This is a genomic window from Romboutsia ilealis (genome assembly GCF_900015215.1).
Lineage (GTDB): Bacteria > Bacillota > Clostridia > Peptostreptococcales > Peptostreptococcaceae > Romboutsia > Romboutsia ilealis.
On sequence record NZ_LN555523.1, the window covers coordinates 1,258,295 to 1,275,126 of the forward strand.

General features: G+C 26.2%; 15 protein-coding genes. 5 read left to right on the forward strand and 10 right to left on the reverse strand.

Annotation, left to right across the window (positions count from 1 at the left end; genetic code table 11):
- Entirely contained in the window at positions 1-1,494 is a 1,494-nt protein-coding gene (locus CRIB_RS05900) for a YjjI family glycine radical enzyme (RefSeq protein WP_180703589.1), read from the reverse strand.
- 18 nt (positions 1,495-1,512) lie between these two features.
- Complete coding sequence (locus tag CRIB_RS05905; RefSeq protein ID WP_180703590.1) at positions 1,513-2,202, reverse strand: Crp/Fnr family transcriptional regulator; 690 nt, start codon at positions 2,200-2,202, stop codon at positions 1,513-1,515.
- A gap of 414 nt (positions 2,203-2,616) precedes the next feature.
- On the opposite strand from CRIB_RS05905, the gene CRIB_RS05910 reads away from it, so the two are divergent.
- From CRIB_RS05910 to CRIB_RS05920, 3 genes are all read left to right on the forward strand, one after another.
- Positions 2,617-4,029, forward strand: a complete 1,413-nt coding sequence (locus tag CRIB_RS05910) for an MFS transporter (RefSeq protein ID WP_180703591.1) — start codon at positions 2,617-2,619, stop codon at positions 4,027-4,029.
- A gap of 93 nt (positions 4,030-4,122) precedes the next feature.
- On the forward strand, positions 4,123-4,323 hold the full coding sequence (locus CRIB_RS05915) for a hypothetical protein (protein ID WP_180703592.1): 201 nt from the start codon (positions 4,123-4,125) through the stop codon (positions 4,321-4,323).
- The gene (locus tag CRIB_RS05920) at positions 4,324-4,503 is read left to right on the forward strand and encodes a hypothetical protein (RefSeq protein ID WP_180703593.1); all 180 of its coding nucleotides are present in this window, start codon (positions 4,324-4,326) and stop codon (positions 4,501-4,503) included. It abuts the gene before it with no gap.
- Between the two features lie 93 nt (positions 4,504-4,596).
- Here CRIB_RS05920 and CRIB_RS05925 read toward each other — a convergent pair whose 3' ends face one another.
- The gene (locus CRIB_RS05925) at positions 4,597-6,873 is read right to left on the reverse strand and encodes a glycoside hydrolase family 2 protein (protein ID WP_180703594.1); all 2,277 of its coding nucleotides are present in this window, start codon (positions 6,871-6,873) and stop codon (positions 4,597-4,599) included.
- Between the two features lie 208 nt (positions 6,874-7,081).
- Here CRIB_RS05925 and CRIB_RS05930 point away from each other — a divergent pair, with 208 nt between their 5' ends.
- Positions 7,082-8,305, forward strand: coding sequence for a helix-turn-helix transcriptional regulator (locus CRIB_RS05930; protein WP_180703595.1), 1,224 nt, complete (start codon positions 7,082-7,084; stop codon positions 8,303-8,305).
- An 88-nt stretch (positions 8,306-8,393) separates the two neighbouring features.
- On the opposite strand, the gene CRIB_RS05935 is transcribed toward CRIB_RS05930, so the two are convergent.
- On the reverse strand, positions 8,394-8,759 hold the full coding sequence (locus CRIB_RS05935) for a hypothetical protein (protein WP_180703596.1): 366 nt from the start codon (positions 8,757-8,759) through the stop codon (positions 8,394-8,396).
- Positions 8,760-9,779: 1,020 nt separating this feature from the next.
- Between CRIB_RS05935 and CRIB_RS05940 the strand changes: the two genes are divergently transcribed.
- Positions 9,780-10,370: an SPOCS domain-containing protein gene (locus CRIB_RS05940; protein ID WP_180703597.1), complete on the forward strand. Its 591-nt coding sequence runs from the start codon at positions 9,780-9,782 to the stop codon at positions 10,368-10,370.
- 164 nt (positions 10,371-10,534) lie between these two features.
- On the opposite strand, the gene CRIB_RS05945 is transcribed toward CRIB_RS05940, so the two are convergent.
- The 6 genes from CRIB_RS05945 to CRIB_RS05970 all read right to left on the reverse strand — a co-directional run bounded on the left by CRIB_RS05945 (position 10,535) and on the right by CRIB_RS05970 (position 16,669).
- On the reverse strand, positions 10,535-11,782 hold the full coding sequence (locus tag CRIB_RS05945; protein ID WP_180703598.1) for a DUF3794 domain-containing protein: 1,248 nt from the start codon (positions 11,780-11,782) through the stop codon (positions 10,535-10,537).
- Between the two features lie 20 nt (positions 11,783-11,802).
- Positions 11,803-12,399 (reverse strand): DUF3794 domain-containing protein, encoded by a 597-nt coding sequence (locus tag CRIB_RS05950; RefSeq protein ID WP_180703599.1) that lies wholly within the window; start codon positions 12,397-12,399, stop codon positions 11,803-11,805.
- A gap of 19 nt (positions 12,400-12,418) precedes the next feature.
- The gene (locus CRIB_RS05955) at positions 12,419-12,979 is read right to left on the reverse strand and encodes a DUF3794 domain-containing protein (RefSeq protein ID WP_180703600.1); all 561 of its coding nucleotides are present in this window, start codon (positions 12,977-12,979) and stop codon (positions 12,419-12,421) included.
- A gap of 324 nt (positions 12,980-13,303) precedes the next feature.
- A complete protein-coding gene (locus CRIB_RS05960; RefSeq protein WP_180703601.1) occupies positions 13,304-15,226 on the reverse strand; it encodes a sensor histidine kinase in 1,923 nt (640 codons plus the stop codon).
- Positions 15,201-15,899 (reverse strand): response regulator transcription factor, encoded by a 699-nt coding sequence (locus CRIB_RS05965; protein ID WP_180703602.1) that lies wholly within the window; start codon positions 15,897-15,899, stop codon positions 15,201-15,203. Before CRIB_RS05965 ends, CRIB_RS05960 begins: the two co-directional genes overlap by 26 nt.
- 413 nt (positions 15,900-16,312) lie before the next feature.
- Complete coding sequence (locus tag CRIB_RS05970) at positions 16,313-16,669, reverse strand: hypothetical protein (RefSeq protein ID WP_180703603.1); 357 nt, start codon at positions 16,667-16,669, stop codon at positions 16,313-16,315.
- Positions 16,670-16,832 lie beyond the last annotated feature (163 nt).

A 16,832-nucleotide genomic window follows, 5' to 3' on the forward strand; every position in this document is an offset into this window, starting at 1 on the left:
TTATTTTCTTAGCCTTCTATCGAAAGCTTTTGCTCCATTCTTTGCATTCATTCCAAATACTGTTGCATTATTTTTAACTGCTTTTCCACTTTCTAATTCTGCTACTTCTGATTTTTTAACTAAATATCCTGTAACACGTACTACATCACAACTATCACTATATACAGAAGTATATCTTATTCCACTTTCAAATGCTCCATCTATAACATTGATTATTGCTTCTAAGTTATTTTTATATGTTTCTTCAAATACAAATATATCTCCTATTCCATTGAAGAAGTACTTATGATACGGAGCTGATTGTATAATATGTTCAAATAATTCTGGCTCTTCACCTACAGGTATTCTACATCCTGGAGATATTCCTGTGTCTGTATCTATACCAACTTGAGCATGTAATACGTGATTACCATTAAAGCATTCTACATATTTTGATTTATATGAAGTTACTATATCATTAAGTGTTTCTATTATTTTTATCCCTAAGTCATTAGCTACTTTTGAATGACCAAATCTATCTTCTTGATTAGTAGCTTTTAATAAATGGTTTACTGCTTCAGCAAGACCAACCATTCCAAACATTCCTGTAAATAATTCTTTTTTTATAAATCCTTCTTTAACAAGGAAGTTTGATTTAAAGAATGCTGCTTCTTCTACTAAGAACTTTGTTCTTTCATCTATATACTCAAGCATCTTTTTAGCAGCAAATGGTAATTTATTTTCTAGGAAATCTTCAACTGATTCTGCAGTTTCTGCCAATCTACTTAAGACAAGTCTTACTAGGGTATATCCACCCCCACCTATTATAAATCCATTATAACAACTTGCTAAAGCATAATCTTCTGTACCAAAATCTTTAACATCCATTTTGTGATTAGCAAAACTAGGCTTAGCTGTAACTAATGCTGTAGATGCACATAACTTAGCAAATTCTTTTGAAGTTAAATCTTTATCGTATTTAACAGTTAAATTAGGAACTGCACATTGTAATTCTTCCATAGCTTTAAGTATTAATCTACCTGCTTTTGTATCTACTGGACCTATATTTGCATGAACAAATGAGTCTGTAAGTGATCTATCTATATGCTTTAAGTATAATTTTATAGCTTTGTATGCTTCTTCTTCATCTTTTACAAATGGCTCTAGTAAAGTATCTATATTTCCTAAGTAAACTGGATAAGATGTTATTGATGGTACATGCTTGTATAATATTAGTAAGCTATTAGTAGCTTCCCATATATCAGTTGGTGCATCAAGGTCTAAGAATTTACATCCTTTTTTCATTAATACTTCATAGTTTGGTATAATGTATCTTGGTCTATAAGGTGCATTACCTTCAAACATTGTACAGATGATTTCTTTATCAAGAAGATTTTTTGTTTCTTCATCTATGTTTAATACATTTAAAGTACTTTCAGCTTGACCTGCTAATTGAAGTACTTGTTGATTGTAAGTTAATGTTTCATTTTTTATAATGTTTAATACTTGTTCCATAAGTGTTTCCCCCATATTTTATTTAATTGATTCTAACTTATTTAGTAATTTATCAAATTGCTCTTTTGTTATTGATATACCTTTTCTGTTTACAGTTATTAAATTTTCATCTTTTAATTCTTTTAAATTTCTGTTAATTGTTCTTACTGAAAACCCTAATATTGAGCCAATTTCTTCTCTAGTTTTTTCTAAAAAAACTACATCTTTATCTTGGCTTTCAAAAACATTTATCAAATAATTTGTTAATATACATATTGCAGGATATGCTAATACTTCTCCAGTTTTTAAAGACTGCTCATACATACGACTTGATACAAAATTTAAAACTTTTAAAGTTAATTTATGATCTGTATTAATCCAATTTTTAAAATCAATCTTTTGCATTTCTAGTATTATACATTCTGTAGTAGTTTGTAGTGTTGATGAATAGGTTTGTTTATTCGCCATAATTTCCATAGCACCAATGTATGCTATTGGTTTAATATTTGCAAAACTATATACAAATCCATTTTCAAATTCATTTTTCACTTGCATTTTTCCCTGGCAATGAATGTAGATATATTCGATATTGTTTCCTTTTAGTACTAATAGTTTTCCTTTTTCTATTTTTCTAAGTTTACATTTGTTTTTTATGTTTATAGGTATTTTCTCAATAAAGTCCTTAGCATCTTGATTTTCTAAGTACTTGTAGAGTAAACTATTGTTCATTTTATATCTCCTAACAAGTAGTTTTATCTTATATTTATAATTTTAACATTTTTTCTATTTTTTAAAAGGACATATGTCCTTTTAATTGCAAAAATTCACTTCACTTAATCAGTATGCCGGCGAAATATTTAATAAAGTTGTATTATTGTTTTACTATAGAAATATTTTTAATATATATGTTTTAAGAATCATTCTACATTATAAATACTTTTATTATTTATTAGAGCTTTGAAAAATTCAAAATAATATTTTAATATAACGCAGTATTTTAATTAAAACATATATATTAAATAATTTTTTTTAAAAATTTTCAAAAAAACCGTTTACATTCGGATACAAGTATACTACAATTTGATTAGAATTTAACAATTATAGAACTACATAGAATTATTAGGGTTATTAGGGGGAAAAAAAATGAACAATTCAAAAGGGGTAAAACCATTTGGTTTCAAAGACAAATTAGGGTACTTACTTGGAGATTTAGGAAATGATTTCTCATTCATATTTTCAAGTTCATTCCTAATGTTATTCTACACTAAGGTTTGGGGAATACCAGCATCTATAGTTGGTATATTATTCTTAGTATCAAGATTTTTAGATGCTTTTACAGATATTGGTATGGGGACAATTATCGATAAATCAACACCTACAAAAGATGGTAAGTTTAGACCATGGATAAAAAGAGTCGCACTTCCAATTTCTCTTATGACTTTTTTAATGTTCCAATCAGGCTTATCAGGAGCATCAATGACTGTTAAGATAATAGTAATGTTCGTAACGTATATATTATGGGGTTCATTCTGTTATACTGCTATAAACATACCTTATGGTTCAATGGCATCAGCTATAACTGATGTTCCTGAAGAAAGAGCTGTTCTTTCAACTTGGAGAAGTATGGGAGCAAATATTGCTAGTGTTATTGTAAATAGCTTAGTACCACTATTTATTTATTATTCAGATGCTAGTGGTAACAAACTTGTAAGTGGAACTAATTTCACAATAATAGCTGGTATATTCTCACTATGTTCTTTCTTATGTTATATAGGATGTTTTAAATTAACTACTGAACGTGTTAAGTTTGAAAAGAAAGATAATAATGAGAAAAAGGAAAAGGTTTCTTTCTTTAAGAATTTTGGTTTAATCTTAAAAAATAGAGCTTTATTAGCAATGATAGCTTGTAGTATTGTATTATTACTTAGCCAATTGACAGTAGGTACTATGAATCAATATTTATTTGCAGATTACTTCAAAAATATAGGCGCATTATCAGTTTATAGTGCTGCTGCACTTCCAATAAGTTTAGTATTAGTTACTTTCCTAGCTAAATTATCAGGAAAAGTAGGTAAAAAAGAAATCGGTACAATATCAATGATATTTACAGGTGCTCTATATTTTTTAGTATTTGTGTTAAGAGTAAGAAATCCATGGGTATATGTGTCTATAACAGTTTTAGCTACAGTAGGTATTTCTGCATTTAATATGCTTATATGGGCTAATATAACAGATATAATAGACTATCAAGAAGTATTAACTGGAAAAAGAGATGATGCTACTATATATGGTGTTTATTCATTCTCTAGAAAGATAGGTCAAGCGCTAGCTGGTGGACTTGGTGGATTTATATTAACATTTATAGGTTATAATTCAGCTACTTCTACTCAAACAGTTGCTGTAACAGAATCTATATACACAGTATCAACTATATTACCAGGTATTTGTTATATAGGTATAGGTTTAATACTTGCATTTGCTTATCCTTTAAGTAGAAAAGTAGTTGAAGAAAACTCTACTAAATTAGCAAAAATTCATAAAAGTAAAGCAGTTTAATATTGAGTGGCTAATGCCACTCTTTTCTTTTGACTATTTTAGAATTATACATCAGTAATACCATTTATTACAAACACTGGCGAAATTGGTGACTTGATAGAAGATAATACATATGATGTGAATATAGATGCAAAACAAACTAATGAAGGATATGCAGTATTTAATTTAGTTAAAACAACGGTAGATGAATTAAAAAGTTTAAAAATGTGGTGGATTGTAGGGCATAACAATGGAACTGATAATTATAATGATGACTATTGTAATGATAATAAGTTTAATATAGAGTTAAAATAAATGAACTTTTCAAGATTTAGAAAATTAGACTATATATTATTCTATGTAATTATTTCAATTATATTTATAATTCAACTATATGAACTATCATTGACTGCTTTAGTAGGTATATTAATAGTATCTATAATACCTACTTTAATTTTAGGTACTGTAACTAACTTTATATTTAAAAAGAAGTAATACGTTATAAAGCCTAGTACTAAGTTTATTTAAACTTAATACTAGGCTTTATTATTATTATTATTATTATTTATTTTTACCTAAATATATATCTTATACTAAAGATTTAACTCTACACTCAATTTTATTTAATTTCTCATTTAAGTCAAGTAATTGTTCTTTTGTAACTTCTACATGACCTGCACCAAGAAGACTTGTCATTCTAAGTATAGTAAAGCTTCCCATCATTGCCATCATTGCATTTAAGTTATTTTTTGAATCGTCTTTCTTTTTTTCTCCAACTTGATCTGCACCCATCATTCCTGCCATTAATGGAGTTATAAATTCAGTAAATATTTTTCCTGCTTCTTCTGATTCCATTATTTCAGATATTTTATTGTTAAGAGAATAATATCCTTCTGGTGCATCTATATCGAACCAGTTTAATATTGCTCCTTTTTCTTTTAGACGATAATCTTCATTAAATACTTCTACTTTACGTATAAAGCTAGTATCTTTACAATCACCTGCTATTGCAACTAAATTAGTTTCTCCCATATTTGGTACTTCAAAATAGAAGAAGTGTTCTGGTGAAGATTGTTTTCCAAGACTTACACCATTTGCAAATAATTCTACTTCTGGTTGATTTGAGTAAACAGTAACTTTTGTAGTTTCCTCTACTCTATCAACATATCTCTTACCACATATGTGTACAAATGGTTCATCTGATAACCAAGCTTTGTAAGCATAGAATGAATCTTTTTTGTATTTACGGTCAAATGTAACTAAACCTTTGTGGTTTTGTCCATTTTCTCCACCTTCATTACGTGAATCTGCTCCAAAGTCAAACATATTCCATACATGTGTTGCCCACATATATTTTCTTGTGAAGAATTGTTTTATTAATTCTTCATGGTAGTATGCTTGATATTCTTCTGTGTAATCACCTTGTTCTGGATTTGAAGTATGCCAGTTTAATGCTTCACATCCGTATTCACTACAACCTATTGGTATGTTTGGATATTTTGCGTGGAACTCATCAAACCAAGGACCATTCATAGATGTGTCCCCTCCATACCATCCAAAGTAATGGTTGTATGATACTACATCAGGTATTTGTACATATGGATCATCCATGCTACACATAGATACACAAGCTATTGTTGTAAGTCTTGTTTTATCCATTTCATGTGCTAAATCATTTAATATTACATGATTTTCTCTTAAATCTTCAGTAGATTCTCCTGACATTGTTATTTCATTTGATAATCCCCATACAACTATAGATGGATGATTGTAATTTTGAGTTATTAACTCTTTCATTTGTGATATTGTATTTTCTCTACCATTTGGCATATGTGTAGATATATAAGGTATTTCTGCCCAAACAACCATACCTTTTTCATCACATAAGTCATAGAAGTATTGATCATGTTGATAGTGAGCAAGACGTATTGTAGTTGCTCCAACTTCACATATCATATCCATATCTTCTTCATGATGTTCTTTAAGTAATGCATTACCTACTCCCCATCTATCTTGATGACGAGATACACCTCTTAAAGGATATTCTTCACCATTTAATATAAATCCTAATTCTGGGTCTATTTTGAAAGTACGGCATCCAAATCTAGTGCTTACATTATCTAAAATTTCATCATTTTCTTTTAAGCAAACTTCAGCACTGTATAAATATGGATCTTTTTTACCATGCCATAAGTGAACATTTTCTATATCAAATGTAACTTTAGTTTCTGATGCACTTGTTTCTTTTTGTGCTATTACATTTCCTTCTCTATCTTTTAATATGTAGTTTAATTTTTGATTTTCTAAAGTATTTGTTGTAAATACTTCTACTTCAACTTTAGCATTATTTTCTACTATTTCTGGAGTTACTTTTATTCCTGGTCCACCGTAGTATTCTAAATCAAAATGTGAGTTGCTTACTGCTAATATATTTACATCACGGTAAAGTCCACCGTAGAAAGTAAAGTCTGCATTTTGAGGATATACTCTATCATTTTGAGAGTTATCTACTTCAACTACAAATAAGTTTTTATCTTCTAATACATCAGTTATGTTTACTCTCCATGTAGAGTAACCACCATCATGACTTGCTAATTTCTTTCCATTAACATATACTGTTGCAGAAGAATTTGCTCCATTAAATTCTAAATAGTATTTATCAGCTTTTGGTAAATCTATTTTTTCTAATTCTTTTGCATAGAAAGAAGTTCCCCTATAAAGATCATTTCCTCCATCTTGTCCATCTATATCATTCCAAGTATGAGGTAATGAAACCCAATACCATTTTTGTGGCATTTCTTTTGGTGCTTCTGAAGCGTCTTTAGAAAATGCCCATTTTGTATTAAAATTATACACTTTTCTCATATGCTCTTCCCCCTAAATATAAATCTATTATATCTTTAATTTAAGATATTAACTAAGTTATATTATCCATTGCAATCACTTTCCTAGTTAATAATTTAATTATATCAAAAAATTATATTTGTTTTATTTACATATCCGTCTATAATATTTATATATCCGTTTTTTATTTTTATTATATAGAAACTAGTTAATTATAAAGGAGAATTTTATGCAATCAGATATTATAAATTTTGCAACAAAACTATTATCAAAGTGTATTCCAATAAAAGTACAATATTTTAAAATGGCTAATTGGGATTTTTCGAATTTTGAAGAAGATTCGGATTTTTCTTCTATGATAAATCACCATCTTTTAAAATGTATAAAACCATATCTAAAACAATGTGAAACTTCTACTATCACAAATATTATAACCCCATTTCATACACACCATTATGTACTTTGTATATCAAAAGATGATAATGAACACCTTGTTGTTGGACCTTTTGTAGAAAATCCTATTACTGATGACTTGGTTTATCCTATTATTAATAATCTAAATCTTAACTTAGATTATGCTTCTAAGTTAAAACTTTACTATCAATCGCTACCATCTATTGATAGATCAACAGTATATGAAATTTTATTTACTATAAATGAATATATAACAAAAAATGAAAACCCTCCTCATTTAAATACTGTTGATTTAAGTATTTTACCAAAGCAGGATTCTAGTTATGATTTATTTGTTAAGGATTTAAATCGTACATCTATGTATAAAAAACTTGAGGAGAGATATGCTGGTGAGGATAGGTTACTATCTTACATTACAAAGGGGGATATAGTGCTTGCTCAAAAAGAATTTGCAAAAAATCCTATAAGTCATTCAGAAATTATTCGTACTAAAGATTCTCTAAGAAATGCAAAGAATTTATTATTAAGTGCTAATACCTTGTTTCGTAGAGCTGCTTATATTGGTGGAGTACCTCCTCTATACTTAGATGAGTTATCAGAAAAATGGGCAATAAAAATAGAACAAGCTCTTTCACTAGAACTACTTAATAGTTTTCCTATTCAAATGATAAATTCATATTGTCTTCTTACTAAAGAGCATTCTCTTTCTAAGTATTCACCAATTGTAAAACAAGCTCTTATGTTTATTAATTTAAATATTTCTTCTAATCTTACTGTAAAAAAAGTTGCTTTTGAAGTTGGTCTATCTCCTGATTATTTAACTCGTTTGTTTAAAAAGGAATTAGGGGTTAATATTATTACATATATTAATAGAAAACGAATTGATACTTCCCTTGAATTGTTAAAGAATGTAAACTTGTCTATAGAAGAGATTGGAGATTTGATTGGTTTAAGTAATACTTCTTATTTTTATACGATATTTAAGAGGGAAATTGGAGTTTCTCCAAAGCAATATAGAAATAGTTTAAAGTCTAAATAATATATAACCATACCTTAGTATTTTCAATAATATAAGGTATGGTTATTTGTCTAATTTTTTTAGAACTAACACTTAATCTGTATTATATTTATGCACATACTATAATATCAACTTTTGACAAATCAAATTTATAATAATCCTGAACTAATTCATGGATAGTATTTTCTAAATAATATATATCTTTTGTTGTAAAATCGTATTTAAAATCAGTTTCAAAAACTCTTATGTTATTGATTATAAGTAAAATCAAATTATTTTCTTGTTTGACTTCTATTTTTAAGTTTATCTTATTTGAAGTGTCTAAATATTTTAAAAGTCTTTTTAAAATAGAATCTATAGCTATATGTTTATAAGCTATATCAATATTATTACAATTGCTACAATAAGTATATGTAGAGTTTGTATCAGATAATAAATTTTTAATTGTTGTGCTTTTACAATAGTTACAATTCATTTGTAATAATCCCCCATTAATTATATTTTACTATTAGATAGAATTTTTTTCACTTAACTTCTACATTATAACTTTTTGGGTTTGTCGTATTTTGTATAAGTTTGTTATTTTTATTAATTCCCATTATTTACATACCTTTCTTTTAAAAATTCATTTTAACTAGCACAATAAATTCTATAAATATATAATATTTTTAAATAATTTAATCTGTTGTGCTAGTTAATTATATTTGTAAATAAATTAGTTAAATTTTCTTGATCTTGGATATAATAATTATTAAACTCTAGCATATATAATCCTACTTTAGATTAGTAGAGATAATCTTAGGATACTATATTTGTTGGAGTTTTATTATTGAAAAATTCAACTAGCACAACGAGTTAAGTTATTAATAAAGTATAAATAAATACCTTTTTTTACAAAAAAAATCAATATAAATAGTTCACAAAATGTATAAATTACATATATTTATATTAGGCACTATCAATTACTTAAGGGGTGTATATTTTATATGAATAATAAAAATGATATGAATAATAAAAAAAAAATAATGTTGTTATCTATCCTTGTGAAAATATAAAATATCTAGACTGCGTTGATACTAAATCTTATAATTCAGGTGCATGCTTAATAGTACCTGTATCAATTCATAACGTATGCGAAAATGAACATTTATTAGTCATCGTTGAAGTTTATAAGGACAATCAATTTTATTCAAGACAAATAAAAGAAATTTTCACTGGATCAAACAATGACCATTGTAATAATAATTGCTGCTGCTGTTGTTATGACAATTTAATTGATAATTTATTTGTAGATAATTTTGAATTTTACTTTTTAGATAATTGTAATCCTAAATGCATTTATGTAGAGGTAAAAACTCAATATATCTATTCATGTTAATTTTATACTTATTATTTAACATTACTAGAAAGTGTATTGTTTAATATATTTTCTAGTTACATATAATCATATATCTTAGATTTATGTTTATATAATTTTTATTAAGGGGTGGATACTTTGTTTGACAACATATCAATAACTGGCATAACTCCGCTAGATTATTATCCAGATAAATGCACTATGACAAATTGTAAACAAAATATTGAATCAATAAGCCTTTGTATTCCATGTCAAAAACCTGATATGGAGTCAATCAATGAAATAAAAGTAAGCTTTTGTATAAATAGTTGTAAACTATTAAATACAATACTTGGACCTAAGATTTTAGCAAATATAACAAGTAAAATAAAAGTTATCTATACAGCTAAAAATCCAGAACAATCTCTTCATTCTGCTCATTGGGATATAAACTTTTGTGACTTTATATTACTAGAGACACCTTATTATGATAAACGCAATTTATGTACTTCAAATTTATTTATAGGACTAGAAGATGTTTGTGTTTTAGACTACGACGAAAGATATATAGAGCTTTCTTTACTTTATATACTATGTCCAAATATTAATATGAGTAATAATACTAAAGGCTATGTTTGTAAACCAGAACCTAATACTAACTCAAAAAATCTAAAAAATACTTATTATTATCCAGTAGACTACTATGAAAATTCTTCATGCTGTTATCAAAAGCCATGTAAAAGTGATTAAAACACTTTTACATGTCTTTTTTATCTACTTATCATACTATGTATTATATTTATATCTTCTTATAAAATAAGCTTTATACTAAAAAGTAAGTCAAATGGATAAAATTTCTATCCATTTGACTTACTTTTTAGCTAATATTATATACTACAAATATGATTTTTAACTTAATTACATGAAGCACCTGGTTTAGCTTTTAAAAATACTGTTACATTTTTAAATATTCTTCTTGGATCTAGTGCGTATACATATACATCTTCTATACATTTTTCTATATTAAATTCTTCACATAAATCAACTGTTATTCCTACACTAGGATCATAAACGTATCCATTTATAAATATAGGTCCATTTGTTACAGGATCATATACTTCTATATTTTTTTGATAAGTTAATCCTTCAAACTTAGCATAAGGAATTATAAATGCCATAAATGGAACTTCATAATGTGCAGAGTGTACAGATTGAGTATCTACTTCAGCTGTATAAACTATTTTTTGTTTTAGTGTTCCTTCTATTATTAATTTTCTACCACTTAAACAAGTTCCTTCAGCATTTCCTATTAATGTAAATGCATAAGCATTGTCACAATCAACTTGAGTTAATGCACTTAATATTGAATTTATAGATTTAGTTGTAGTTGCAACTAGTGGTGGTATAGTAGTGTTAATTAATGTTGTTAAAACACCTACAAGTGCATTAACTGCTGTAATAACTGCTGTATCTTTTATTGATGCTACAGCATTATTAAGACTATTTAATATACCTGTTAATACACCTACTATTGAATTGATCAAAGTAGTAAGTTCATCTAAAGTGTCTGTAAGAGATTTTATTGCTTCACATATTGCTTGTGCAGAGAAAGGTATCCTTTTTAAAGCTGCTATTAAATTATCAGCTGCAGTGCTAACTGCAGTAACTGCTACATTTATATTATTAATTAAATCAAAAATAGTAGTTTCAAGTTTATTTACTGTCTTAATTAATTCTGGTACTCCAGGAGTTGCTGTTAAAGCACCTAATGTTGTTTCTAAAGTATTAAATGCTGCTATTAAAGTAGTTTCTAATGGGGTATTTAAAATTGCTGCTACATCTTCTGTAAGAGTTGTTATTAAGCCTGGTAATGAAGTACTTAGACCATTTACTGAAATATAAAAGGTATACAGAATATATTGTTTATAAGCAAATGGTGTTTCTATAAGTTTTACATTATCTAAAATAATCTTTGCATAAACTTGATCTATTTCTTCTATATCTGGTTTTAGTTTTGGAATACATAGTATTTCTGGAACTGATATCTCTGTCCAGTTTAAATTATCTACTTTACTTCCATCTATATTAAGTTTTGAAGCATTACATTTTCCAACTGTTTTTACATTAAAGTTACAACCACATGTTTTCTTGTTGCAAGCCATGATTAATCCTCCTTATTTTATTAGCACACTTTAGATGCTTTTATAAATATAGTCGTATTCTTAAATACACTTCTTTCAGATAATCTAGATACAAATATGTCTTCAATGTATGGAGTTATCCTAAATTGTTGTGATAATGGTGTATCTTTTTCTATTATTATAAAAGTTGAAAATGGTATTTCAAAATTAGCTGAATGAAGTGATTGTTCATCATCATCTGCAGTATATATTACTTTTTGTTTTAATAATCCTTCTATTATTAATTTTCTTCCTGTTAGGTTTGTACACTCAGCATTTGGTATATTCTCACCTGATATAAAATTTCCGGCAGTATTTGTATATCCCATTACAACTGGAGTTTTTATTACTCTTTGAGATATAATCTCTACACATGAATGAACTTCTACAATACCTTCCATATCTGGCTTTTGAGTTGGTATATCTACTATTTCAGGTAAATAAAACTCTGTCCATTTATCTTTATCTGCAAAACAAGTTAAAGCTTTTTCTATTTTATTAGCTGGATATTCTCCAACAATATTTATATCCTCAGATTCTATAATACATTTATTATAAAATTTATAACTTGTATTTCCTGTATAATCACAGTTTAACATTGATTTCACTCCTTAATGATTATGATTGTTTTGGAACTGCATATAGTAATAATGTTACTTGTTTTAATATATTTCTTTCATCTAATAACTTAACAGCAACATCTTCTACACATGCGTTAGCTTGAAATTCTACGTTTAATGAATCTACAGTAGTTCCATTAGTAAATGTTATTTCGCTTGGAACAACTATATATGATGAAAATGGTACATAAAAATGTGCAGAGTGTATAGATTGATCTAACACATTAGCTGTATATACAATTTTTTGACATAATTGACCTTCTATTATTAACTTTCTACCGGTAGAAACTTTACCTTCTAAATTTGGTATATAATCTCCATTCGCATCAACCGGCGATACTGGAACCTTTATAACTTCTGCTCTAAAAATATCAACAGATATGTTTACAGAGTTTATTTGCTCAGCATCTGGTTTTAACACAGGAATTGCAAGTGTTTCAGCAATATTCATTTGTAGCCAATAAGGATATTGACTTATAACATCTGTAACGTCCGCAGGATTACAAAGACCTGATACATCTATTAATTCAGCTCTACAATTTGCCATATTACAATTCATACACTTTTCTCCTTTTTTATTATAAATTAGGAATTATTATCCCTAATTTATACTATTTTCTACAAGCAAAAAATGTTCCTAAAAAAACAAATTAGATAATAAAATATACTGTAATTTTTTATAAAAGATTTTAAAAATTTAGACTATGTTATCCTTTTTCGTTATAGATATGACATAAAAATAACCATACCTTAGACTTTTCAATACATTGAATTCTAAGATATGGTTATTTTTATAACTTACTATAAATTGTTCGCAATATATTAAAATTACGAAGTTAATTTATTTTTTATATTAGTATCTAATAATATTATACAAAATATATTAAATATTAAAATCTATATTAACAATAAACAAATCTCCAATAATATCTACTTTTAATTCTCCACCTTGTGCCTCTATCAGTCCTTTTGCTATAGCAAGTCCAAGTCCAGAACCTTCTGTATTTCTTGATAAGTCACCTCTTGTAAACCTTTCAGTAATTTCATCTGGGTCAAAATTAAGTTGATACTTGGATATATTCTTAAAACTTATATGTACTTTTTCATCACTTTCTACTAAATCAATATATACTCTAGTTTTCTCTAAAGAGTATTTTAATATATTAGAAATTATATTTTCAAAAACTCTAAAGGTCTTTTTTCCATCAGCTAATATATATACTTCCTTATCAGGTGTATTCACTATAAAATCTAATTTAGACTTATTTATATAGTCTTCCATTTCTACTAATGTTTGAGTAAGTAACTGATTTATATCATTTTCTTCTAAATTTAGTTCTATATTATTACTTCCAATTTTAGAGGCTTCAAATAAGTCTTCTATTAATATCTTAAGCCTTTGAGACCTTTTATCTAAAACTTGTACATAATCGTTTATATGTTTAGGCTGAATATCTTCTTTTTTCATTAAACTTATATAGTTAATAATAGCTGTAAGAGGTGTTTTTAAATCGTGAGATACATTAGTTATAAGTTCATTTTTCATTCTCTCACTTTTTAATCTTTCTTCTACTGCTATATTTACAGTTTCTCCTATTTCATTTATATCCTTTACTATATCATCAAACAATATATCTTTCTTTATTTCTATTTTGTGTTCTATATTTCCATTTTTTATTTTATCTATTCCATTTCTTATTGTTTCAATTTTATTTACTTTATCTTTTATAATAAAAATTGATATTACACATAAAGCTATACTTAATAATGGAGCAGTATAAATTGAAAATTCATATAATCCATAATTAACATCATATGTAGTCATTATAATAACTTGTATTATTGTTAATGGTATAAATATCCATACATATTTAGTTATAGTGTAAATTTTTTTATTATTCATTTTTAAACTAGTCAATTTAACAATTAGATTATGTGCATAATCTTTAGGATGTATATTATTTTTTCTATTTTCCTCTAATATTTTAAAACCAAAATAATATATTAAATAAAGTAATGCTGTGTTAATAAAATAATATAATATACTCCATCCATAAATTTTAGATTGTAGTAAGGATATTATAAAAGCAAGTGATATAAGTAATATATTTTTTAAAATTTTATTTAAAATATCTTTTTTACTTAATCCTAATATAAACATAGATAAATAATAGGTTATTATAATTGTTGATGCTATTATTTTACAACCTACAAAAAAATTTGCAGCATCAGTATTTTTAATAAATTCCTTATATTTTACATATAAGGGTTCATTATGATTAATTTCTTTCATCTCTTCTATGTTTATAATAAAAGGAATTGCTATATATGTAGTAACATCTTCTTTTTTTGTTTGAGCTAGATTACCAAAATGATTTGTTGATACCCTAACTTTATTATTCTTATCATTTAATAAGTACATAGTTTTATCTTTAAAGTTAATTTCATATACATTGGGATAAGACGTTGTAACTGTTTTTAAATACTTATCAATATCAGAAATATTATTATAGTATACTTCTTTACTATCATTGTTTATTACAAATACATTTGCTGTTGTATAATTAGAAATCATATTCCTACCTTCAGCTTTATAATCAAGCATTTTTTCACTTGCATTATCTCCTACTACTGTATATACAGATTGTGTTGCTATTTCATATAAAACTTGTTCTAATTCATAACTTTTATAAAAATCTGCATTGATATATTTCATATAAAAATCATTATTAGCAGTAATTATAGTTATACAAAAACATATAACTAAAGCCACTAAGTTTTTATTTTTTATCAATTTTATATCCAACTCCCCACACCACCTTTATATATTTTGGATCTTTAGGATTTATCTCTATTTTCTCTCTTATTCTTCTTATATGTACTGCTACTGTTCTGTCACAGTTGTATCCTGGCTCTTGCCAAATACTTTCATATATTTGCCTTGATGAGAATACTCTTCCTTGATTTTTTAGTAGCATTTCTAAAATCTTATATTCTATAGGGGTTAACTTTACTACTTCTCCATCTACGCTAACTTCTTTGCTTGCATTATCAAGAACTAATGCTTCATATTTTAAGACTTCTAAGTTTTCTTGTTTAAAGTTTCCAAGGGAAATATAACGTCTTAAGTTAGACTTTACTCTTGCTACTAGTTCTAATGGATTGAATGGTTTTGTTATATAATCATCTGCACCCATGTTAAGACCTATTATTTTATCGCTATCCTCTGTTTTTGCTGATACTAGTATAATTGGTATATTTTTTTCTTCTCTAATTTTTAATGTTGCACTTAGTCCATCCATTCTTGGCATCATAATGTCCATTAAAATTAAGTGAATTTCCTTTTCAAGTAAAATTTCTAATGCTTCTATTCCATCATAAGCCTTATATACTTTTAGACCCTCATTTTTTAAATGTATTTCCATAGATTCAACTATGTCTTTATCGTCATCAACTAATAATACATTCCCTTTTATCATTAATCTCACCTCGCTTTTTATTTTACCATTTTTATACATATATTGTTTATATTTAGTAGTATAAATGTTATTTTTTAATATAAAGTGTATAATTTATTAAGATTTTATTAAGATTTATAATAAAAATAAGCATACCTTAGTATTTTCAATAATATAAGGTATGCTTATTTATATAATTTTATATAAATTGTTCGTAGTATATTAAAATTATTTACTTATTTTTAAATATAAAATTAGTTACAGTTCCTAAAATTAAAGCAGGTATTATTGCTCCTATTAATATGCCTATTATAGATATTAATGAAAACTCATACAATTAAATTATAAATAAAACTGCAATATTTAAATAGACTACTATATAATCTGATTTTCTAAATTTTGAAAATTTATATTATTCACCTTTTTAATTCGCATTATATACAATCTTTTAAAGCTTGTACTCTATCATTTAAGTTGTTTAAATAGTCTAATTTCCATTCGTATTGTTTTATTGTTAATGAAGTTAATTGAGATTGGTTATATACAACTGCATAGTTTTCTATTTCGCGAAATTCGTCAAATTTTATTTTTAAATTAGATTTTATTGAGTAATCATTTAAAACATTCACATACTCTTGAACTTTATTAAAATATCTTTTATGAGCCATAACAAAAGGTATCATAATTATAAATGTAATTCCTGCTGGTGAATACATAAATACTTCTAAAGTAGATTTAGACTTTCTTATATATTTTTGTACAGCAATACAATCATTTTTTATATCTAACACACAATTCCCCTCCTATATATCCCTTTTACTCTATTATAGCATTATCTTAAATAAAAACACTCTAATTTGCACTGTATAACAATTGTGAAGATATCTATATTGTAACATTTATTTAGTGTATTTTTGTTACTTGCTAATCAAAGACAAGCTTCATCAATATTAA

Coding starts and splice junctions, on each gene's coding strand:
- CRIB_RS05900 (WP_180703589.1), bottom strand. CDS start 1,494: ATGGAACAAGTATTAAACATTATAAAAAATGAAACATTAACTTACAAT.
- CRIB_RS05905 (WP_180703590.1), bottom strand. CDS start 2,202: ATGAACAATAGTTTACTCTACAAGTACTTAGAAAATCAAGATGCTAAG.
- CRIB_RS05910 (WP_180703591.1), top strand. CDS start 2,617: ATGAACAATTCAAAAGGGGTAAAACCATTTGGTTTCAAAGACAAATTA.
- CRIB_RS05920 (WP_180703593.1), top strand. CDS start 4,324: ATGAACTTTTCAAGATTTAGAAAATTAGACTATATATTATTCTATGTA.
- CRIB_RS05925 (WP_180703594.1), bottom strand. CDS start 6,873: ATGAGAAAAGTGTATAATTTTAATACAAAATGGGCATTTTCTAAAGAC.
- CRIB_RS05930 (WP_180703595.1), top strand. CDS start 7,082: ATGCAATCAGATATTATAAATTTTGCAACAAAACTATTATCAAAGTGT.
- CRIB_RS05935 (WP_180703596.1), bottom strand. CDS start 8,759: ATGAATTGTAACTATTGTAAAAGCACAACAATTAAAAATTTATTATCT.
- CRIB_RS05945 (WP_180703598.1), bottom strand. CDS start 11,782: ATGGCTTGCAACAAGAAAACATGTGGTTGTAACTTTAATGTAAAAACA.
- CRIB_RS05950 (WP_180703599.1), bottom strand. CDS start 12,399: ATGTTAAACTGTGATTATACAGGAAATACAAGTTATAAATTTTATAAT.
- CRIB_RS05955 (WP_180703600.1), bottom strand. CDS start 12,979: ATGAATTGTAATATGGCAAATTGTAGAGCTGAATTAATAGATGTATCA.
- CRIB_RS05965 (WP_180703602.1), bottom strand. CDS start 15,899: ATGATAAAAGGGAATGTATTATTAGTTGATGACGATAAAGACATAGTT.